At 56.7% G+C, this 7,032-nt stretch carries 7 protein-coding genes; 1 reads left to right on the top strand and 6 read right to left on the bottom strand.

Annotated features, from left to right (window positions below; translation table 11 throughout):
- Nucleotides 1–98 precede the first annotated feature (98 nt).
- The 6 genes from msrQ to ACQ4MY_RS28950 form a co-directional block, all read right to left on the bottom strand.
- Nucleotides 99–722 (bottom strand): protein-methionine-sulfoxide reductase heme-binding subunit MsrQ, encoded by a 624-nt coding sequence (gene msrQ / locus ACQ4MY_RS28975; RefSeq protein WP_440097286.1) that lies wholly within the window; start codon nt 720–722, stop codon nt 99–101.
- Nucleotides 722–1,735, bottom strand: a complete 1,014-nt coding sequence (gene msrP, locus ACQ4MY_RS28970) for a protein-methionine-sulfoxide reductase catalytic subunit MsrP (protein WP_440097285.1) — start codon at nt 1,733–1,735, stop codon at nt 722–724. Before msrP ends, msrQ begins: the two co-directional genes overlap by 1 nt.
- Nucleotides 1,736–1,798: 63 nt before the next feature.
- Nucleotides 1,799–2,656 (bottom strand): CDP-diacylglycerol--serine O-phosphatidyltransferase, encoded by an 858-nt coding sequence (gene pssA, locus ACQ4MY_RS28965; RefSeq protein WP_008080822.1) that lies wholly within the window; start codon nt 2,654–2,656, stop codon nt 1,799–1,801.
- A 149-nt stretch (nt 2,657–2,805) separates the two neighbouring features.
- Nucleotides 2,806–3,822, bottom strand: a complete 1,017-nt coding sequence (gene ilvC, locus ACQ4MY_RS28960) for a ketol-acid reductoisomerase (RefSeq protein ID WP_003228216.1) — start codon at nt 3,820–3,822, stop codon at nt 2,806–2,808.
- A gap of 48 nt (nt 3,823–3,870) precedes the next feature.
- Nucleotides 3,871–4,362, bottom strand: a complete 492-nt coding sequence (gene ilvN, locus ACQ4MY_RS28955; protein ID WP_003176102.1) for an acetolactate synthase small subunit — start codon at nt 4,360–4,362, stop codon at nt 3,871–3,873.
- 2 nt (nt 4,363–4,364) lie between these two features.
- Complete coding sequence (locus ACQ4MY_RS28950) at nt 4,365–6,089, bottom strand: acetolactate synthase 3 large subunit (protein ID WP_440097283.1); 1,725 nt, start codon at nt 6,087–6,089, stop codon at nt 4,365–4,367.
- A 399-nt stretch (nt 6,090–6,488) separates the two neighbouring features.
- Between ACQ4MY_RS28950 and ACQ4MY_RS28945 the strand changes: the two genes are divergently transcribed.
- Nucleotides 6,489–6,905 (top strand): DUF4124 domain-containing protein, encoded by a 417-nt coding sequence (locus tag ACQ4MY_RS28945; RefSeq protein WP_440097281.1) that lies wholly within the window; start codon nt 6,489–6,491, stop codon nt 6,903–6,905.
- The last annotated feature ends 127 nt before the right edge of the window (nt 6,906–7,032 follow it).

Below are 7,032 nucleotides of genomic sequence, written 5' to 3'. Positions count from 1 at the left end.
CCGAAACCTACATAACTCATTGAATCTCAAGGAGTTTTCCGTTTCGACTGCGCCGGAAGTGGGGCGAATTATAGACACCTGAGATCTGCCGTCAACCGTTAATTTCGCTTTTCTTGCAAAACCGGCTTTTTGACCAGTAAACGCGGGATCCGGCGCGTGACTGGCGGAACACGCAGCAGCAGAAGCACCGCACCTATAAAGGCATAGATCGCCCACTCCTCAAGATCAGCGCGCACGATCCACAGCATATGCAGCAAGCCAAGGCCCAAAATTACATAGGCAAGGCGATGCAGTTTCTTCCAGCGCACACCTAAACGACGCTGACTGTAGCGATTGGACGTTACCGCCAACGCCAACAATCCGAGAAAGCCCAACGCCCCTACTATTATGTAAGGCCGCTTGCGCAACTCGACCGCCAGTTGCGACCAATCGAAACCGAGGATAAACGCCATATAGCTGCACAGATGCAAAACCACGTAGGCGAAACACCAAAGCCCCAATTGACGGCGCACAGCAATCCACCCTGCCCAGCCAGTGAGTTTCTGCAGAGGCGTCATGCTCAAGGTGATCAACAGCAGCACTAACGTCCCCAGTCCCAGGCGGTCGACCAATACCTTGCCGGGATCCGGCCCGAGCAAATCCTCAAGCGCCTGATACAACCAGAGCATCGGCCAGACTGCCGCCGCAATGAAAACGCTAATACGCCACAAAGGAAATCGCATCAGTAGTTCTTCCGCAGATCGAGCCCTGTATATAAAGAAGCGACTTCATCCGAGTAACCGTTGAACATCTGCGTATCACGCACGTTCGGCTTGAACAGACTGTTCGGCAAGCGCCGCTCCCGCGCCTGCGTCCAGCGCGGGTGATCAACTGTTGGATTCACATTCGCGTAAAAGCCATATTCATCCGCCGCAATGCTTTGCCAGGTTGTTTTCGGCTGCTCGCTGACCAGACTGATACGCACGATGGATTTGACGCTCTTGAAGCCATACTTCCACGGCACCACCAAACGCAGCGGCGCGCCATTCTGATTCGGCAACTCGCGGCCATACATGCCCACCGCCAGAATCGCCAATGGATTCATCGCTTCATCCAGTCGCAAGCCCTCTACATAAGGCCAATCGATCAAGGCAAACCCGGAACGTTGGCCGGGCATGCTCTTGGGATCCTGCAAGGTTTCAAAGCGGATGTACTTGGCCTTGGCATTCGGCTCAACTTGTTTGAGCAAAGCCGAAATCGGAAAACCGATCCACGGGATCACCATTGACCACGCCTCGACACAGCGCAGGCGATAGATACGCTCCTCCAACTGGTACGGCTTGATGAAGTCTTCCAGCGCATATCGCCCGGGCTTACCCACCTCCCCGTCTATCACCACACTCCAGGGTTCGGTTTTCAGCGAGCCAGCATTCGCCGCTGGATCGCCTTTGTCGGTACCGAACTCATAGAAGTTGTTGTAGTGAGTCGCGTCTTTATAGGGTGTAACCGCCTCATCCTTGACGTTGACCGCGCCCCATTTAGTAGAAGGCAGTTTTTCAGCGAACCAGGCAGGCGCCTCGCCCGGTTCAACATCGGCATACCGAGCAGCATCGTCGGCATTGGCCCAACGCGGCAGGCTACTGACGGCGATGCCGGCAGCAGTGGCTCCGAGCAATTGGCGGCGCGAGAGATAAATGGATTCAGGCGTGACATCCGACTCATGGCAGTCAGACGCTTTGGGAATTTTGATCAGCATGACAACTCCGCAGCTTTGGAGGACAGATGCACCCATAGACTGCGGAGTATGCGGGAAATTACATCACTCGGCTTTTTTGTGCCGACGAAGGCGCAACAGGTACTGCACCGGGCCCGACGCCGCGTAGGCAAGGAACACCAGCAACAGGATGCGCGGTGGATCGCTGAACACAACGGCGAACACCAGCACAACGGCAAGGATCGCCACGAACGGTACCCGCCCTTTCAAGTCCAGCTCCTTGAAGCTGTTGTACTTGATGTTGCTGACCATCAGCATGCCGGCCGCCGCGACCATCAGCGCGACCAGGAACGACATCTTCGAACCCTGAATACCGTAATCGCTGAATGCCCAGACAATCCCCGCGACAACACCGGCCGCTGCCGGACTGGCCAGACCAATGAAATAGCGTTTGTCCGCCGTACCCACCTGAGTATTGAAGCGCGCCAGACGCAATGCCGCGCCCGCGACATAAATGAAGGCAACCATCCAGCCGACCTTGCCCATGTCACCCAGCGCCCAGCCGAAGGCCAGCAACGCCGGTGCAACACCGAACGCAACCATGTCCGACAGCGAGTCGTACTCGGCACCGAAGGCACTTTGCGTATTGGTCATGCGCGCCACACGGCCGTCGAGACCGTCGAGCACCATGGCGACGAAAATCGCGATCGCGGCAAAGGCGAAATACTTGCTCGCGTTGGCGGAATCACCCGCGCTCAATGCCGCCTGCGCGCTCATCGAGTTGATGATGGAGTAAAACCCTGCAAACAGGTTTGCAGTGGTGAACAGATTCGGCAGCAGATAGATACCACGATGCCGGACTTTACGACCTTCTGCGTCGTGCCCTTCTTCGATGTGTTCATCGATGGGCAGCAGGCTTTCGGCGTCAGAAGCCTTGTTCGGCTCTTCGGGACGTTCGCTCATGGACATTACCTTGCAACGGTTTGGAGAAAATTCAACAGGTGTCTGAGGACGACAGTTCGGCCACAAACGCTGCAGCTTTATACCAGAACCACCGGCTCAAACGAAAAAACGCGGCCGAGGCCGCGTTTTTTCATACAAGGGACGACGACTTAGTTTTTGGCTTTGTCGACGATCTTGTTGGCACCGATCCACGGCATCATGGAGCGCAGTTGCTCGCCGATGATTTCGATACCGTGAGCGGCGTTGTTACGACGCTTGGCGGTCATCGAAGGGTAGCCGGTTGCGCCTTCGCTGATGAACATTTTGGCGTATTCGCCGTCCTGAATACGTTTCAGGGCGTTGCGCATGGCCTGACGGGACTCGGCGTTGATCACTTCCGGGCCAGTCACGTACTCGCCGTATTCGGCGTTGTTGGAGATCGAGTAGTTCATGTTGGCGATACCGCCTTCGTACATGAGGTCAACGATCAGCTTCAGTTCGTGCAGGCATTCGAAGTAGGCCATTTCCGGCGCGTAGCCAGCTTCGACCAGGGTTTCGAAACCGGCTTTAACCAGTTCAACGGTACCGCCGCACAGTACGGCTTGTTCGCCGAACAGGTCGGTTTCAGTCTCGTCCTTGAAGGTGGTTTCGATGATGCCGGTACGACCGCCACCAACGCCAGCAGCGTAAGACAGTGCAACGTTTTTGGCGTTGCCCGAGGCGTCCTGGTAGATCGCGATCAGGTCAGGAATACCGCCGCCTTTCACGAACTCGGAACGTACGGTGTGGCCCGGGGCTTTCGGCGCGATCATGATCACGTCGAGGTCGGCACGCGGAACAACCTGGTTGTAGTGGATCGCGAAGCCGTGGGAGAAGGCCAGGGTGGCGCCTTTCTTGATGTTCGGCTCGATTTCATTCTTGTACAGGGAGGACTGGAACTCGTCCGGGGTCAGGATCATGACCAGGTCGGCAGCCGCAACAGCGGAAGCAACGTCGGTCACTTTCAGGCCGTGAGCTTCAGCTTTGGCAACAGTGGCCGAACCTTTACGCAGACCAACGGTAACGTCGACACCGGAATCTTTCAGGTTGCACGCTTGTGCGTGGCCCTGGGAACCGTAACCGATGATGGCAACTTTCTTGCCCTGGATGATCGACAGGTCGCAGTCTTTATCGTAGAAAACTTTCATGAATTTCCCCTTTATATCCAGGCCGTTCAGGCCATTCGCTAATTTGGTTTAGATGCTGAGTACTTTGTCGCCGCGGGCAATGCCGGTCACGCCGCTGCGGACGGTTTCCAGAATCGATGCGGTGCCGATGGACTGAATGAAGCTGTCGAGCTTGTCGCTGGTACCGGTCAGTTGAACGGTATACACGCTGGCGCTGACGTCGACGATCTGTCCACGGTAAATATCGGTGGTGCGTTTGATCTCGGCGCGCTGGGCGCCAGTGGCCTTGACCTTGACCAGCATCAGTTCGCGCTCGATGTGAGCGCTTTCCGACAGGTCCACCAGCTTGACCACTTCGATCAGCTTGTTCAGGTTTTTGGTGATCTGCTCGATGACTTCATCGTGACCAACGGTGGTCAGCGTCAGACGCGACAGGGTCGGGTCTTCGGTCGGGGCCACGGTCAGGCTTTCGATGTTGTAGTTGCGCTGCGAGAACAGGCCGACTACGCGAGACAAAGCGCCGGGTTCGTTTTCCAGAAGCAAGGAAATAATGTGCCGCATGATTAAGTACGCTCCGTCTTGCTCAGCCACATATCGCGCATGGAGCCGTCTTTGATCTGCATCGGATAGACGTGCTCGCTGGTGTCGACCGAAACGTCGATGATCACCAGGCGATCCTTCATGGCGAACGCTTCTGCCATCTTCGACTTCAAATCTTTCGAATCGGTGATGCGTACGCCGACGTGGCCGTAGGCTTCAGCCAATTTGACGAAGTCAGGCAGCGATTCCATGTAGGAGTGCGAGTGACGGCTGCCGTAGCTCATGTCCTGCCACTGACGCACCATCCCCAGAACACCGTTGTTCAAGATGACGATTTTCACTGGCAAGCCGTATTGCAGGCAGGTCGACAGTTCCTGGATGTTCATCTGGATACTGCCTTCGCCGGTGACGCAGGCAACGTCGTCATCCGGGAAGCTCAACTTGATGCCCATGGCCGCCGGGAAACCGAAGCCCATGGTGCCCAGACCACCGGAGTTGATCCAGCGATTCGGCTTGTTGAACGTGTAGTACTGCGCCGCGAACATCTGGTGCTGACCGACGTCGGAAGTAATGAAGGCATCGCCCTTGGTCACTTCGCAGAGGGTTTCGATCACGGTCTGCGGTTTGATCACGCTGCCGTCGCCCTTTTCGTAAGGGAACAGGCCGCGATCACCGCGCCATTCATCCACCTGCTTCCACCAGCTGGCCACGGACTCCTTGTTCGGGGTCTCGCCGATTTCCTTGAGGATCGCGACCATTTCGGTCAGGACGCTCTCAACCGGACCAACGATTGGCACGTCGGCCTTGATGGTTTTGGAAATCGAAGCCGGGTCGATGTCGATGTGGATGATCTTGGCGTTCGGGCAGAATTTCGCCGGGCCGTTGATCACGCGATCGTCGAAACGCGCGCCGACAGCGAGGATCACGTCAGCGTGGTGCATCGCCAGGTTGGCGGTGTAACTGCCGTGCATGCCGAGCATGCCGATGAACTGACGATCAGTGCCGGGGAAACCGCCCAGGCCCATCAAGGTGTTGGTCACGGGCAGGTTAAGCATTTTCGCCAGTTCGGTCAGCGGTGCGGAACCGTTGCCGAGGATCACGCCGCCACCGGAGTACAGCACTGGGCGCTTGGCCGCCAGAAGCATTTCTGCTGCCTTGCGGATTTGCCCGGAGTGACCGCGAACGGCCGGGCTGTAGGAACGCAGCTTGGCTTTCTTCGGGAAGATGTATTCGAACTTCTCGGCCGGGTTGGTCATGTCTTTCGGGATATCGACCACGACCGGGCCCGGACGACCGGATTGCGCCAGGTAGAAGGCCTTCTTCATGACTTCCGGGATTTCCGAGGCGTGCTTGATCATGAAGCTGTGCTTCACGATCGGCCGGGAGATACCGATCATGTCGGTTTCCTGGAACGCGTCGGTGCCGACCATGGTGCTTGGCACCTGACCGGAAATGATCACCATTGGAATCGAATCCATATAGGCCGTGGCGATACCGGTGATGGCGTTTGTGGCGCCTGGACCGGAAGTCACCAATACCACGCCGGCTTTACCGGTGGCACGGGCGTAGCCGTCAGCCATATGGGTTGCCGCTTGTTCGTGACGAACCAGGATGTGATTCACTTCCGGTTCTTTGAACAGGGCATCGTAAACATGCAGGAGAGCACCACCCGGGTACCCGTAGATATATTTGACGCCTTCGTCACGCAAAAAGCGGACGAGCATCTCACCGCCAGATAAAAGCTCCACGTTGTTCACCTCTAAAACGCCAGAATACCGTCCACAAAAAAGGGGCGGGTCTTAATAGGTTTACTTCTCGGCAGAGCATGAGCGACGGTGGTCGCCGACTACGTCAGCACTGACTGAGCAAGTATTGGGATCGTCCCAAGTGTTGCGGGCCTTTCCCACCCAGCGCGAGGTAACGCGTTGCGGGTGTAACAGGTCGGCGCGGATGTGCGCCTCATGATCTACCGAGAGGGTCTGCTTCTGGCAGTCCCTCTACAGCGGACTTTCGATTCTTCTGTTTCGCCCTCTCCAAGTCAAGCCGTCAATGCGGTTAATTGTGGGTAAGCACATGAGAACGCAAGAAAAAACCTGGAAACCGCTACTCTGTTAGTGTCAATTGCGCAATTTTGCCAAGGAATCAGCATGCGAACGCTCCTCCTTACTCTGCTGATCGGCCTCAGCCCATGGTGCATGGCCGCTCAAATCTACAAATGGGTCGATGCCCAGGGGGTTACGCATTTCGATGCGCAGCCGCCACCGGGTCAATCTTCCACTACCGTGCAGACGCCCTCCCCGGCCCCGCCGAAACCTGCGGCAATGTCGGGCAGTGGCGTACTCGGTGATCAGAAGGCAATTGATGACAAGGTGAAGAAACAGGTCGCGGATCAGCAGGCGCAGCTCAAGCAGTTTTGCGAGCAGGCGCGGACGAACCTGGCGCAATTGCAGAACAATCCGCGATTGAGGGAGGAAGTGGAGGGACAGTTACGCCGGCTGGATGACGCGCAGCGTCAGGAACGCATCGCTGAGGCGCAGAAACAAATCGCACAGAATTGCGAATAGACACCTGTAGGAGCTGCCGCAGGCTGCGATCTTTTGATCCATAAAACCAGATCAAAAGATCGCAGCCTGCGGCAGCTCCTATGTATGGACTCGCCCCATCATTCAACCGGCTTTTGAACACTGTTAC

Origin of the sequence: Pseudomonas sp. SM4 (assembly GCF_051913165.1) — a bacterium.
Classification (GTDB): Bacteria; Pseudomonadota; Gammaproteobacteria; order Pseudomonadales; family Pseudomonadaceae; genus Aquipseudomonas.
This window is presented reverse-complemented; position numbering and strand designations above follow the sequence as displayed.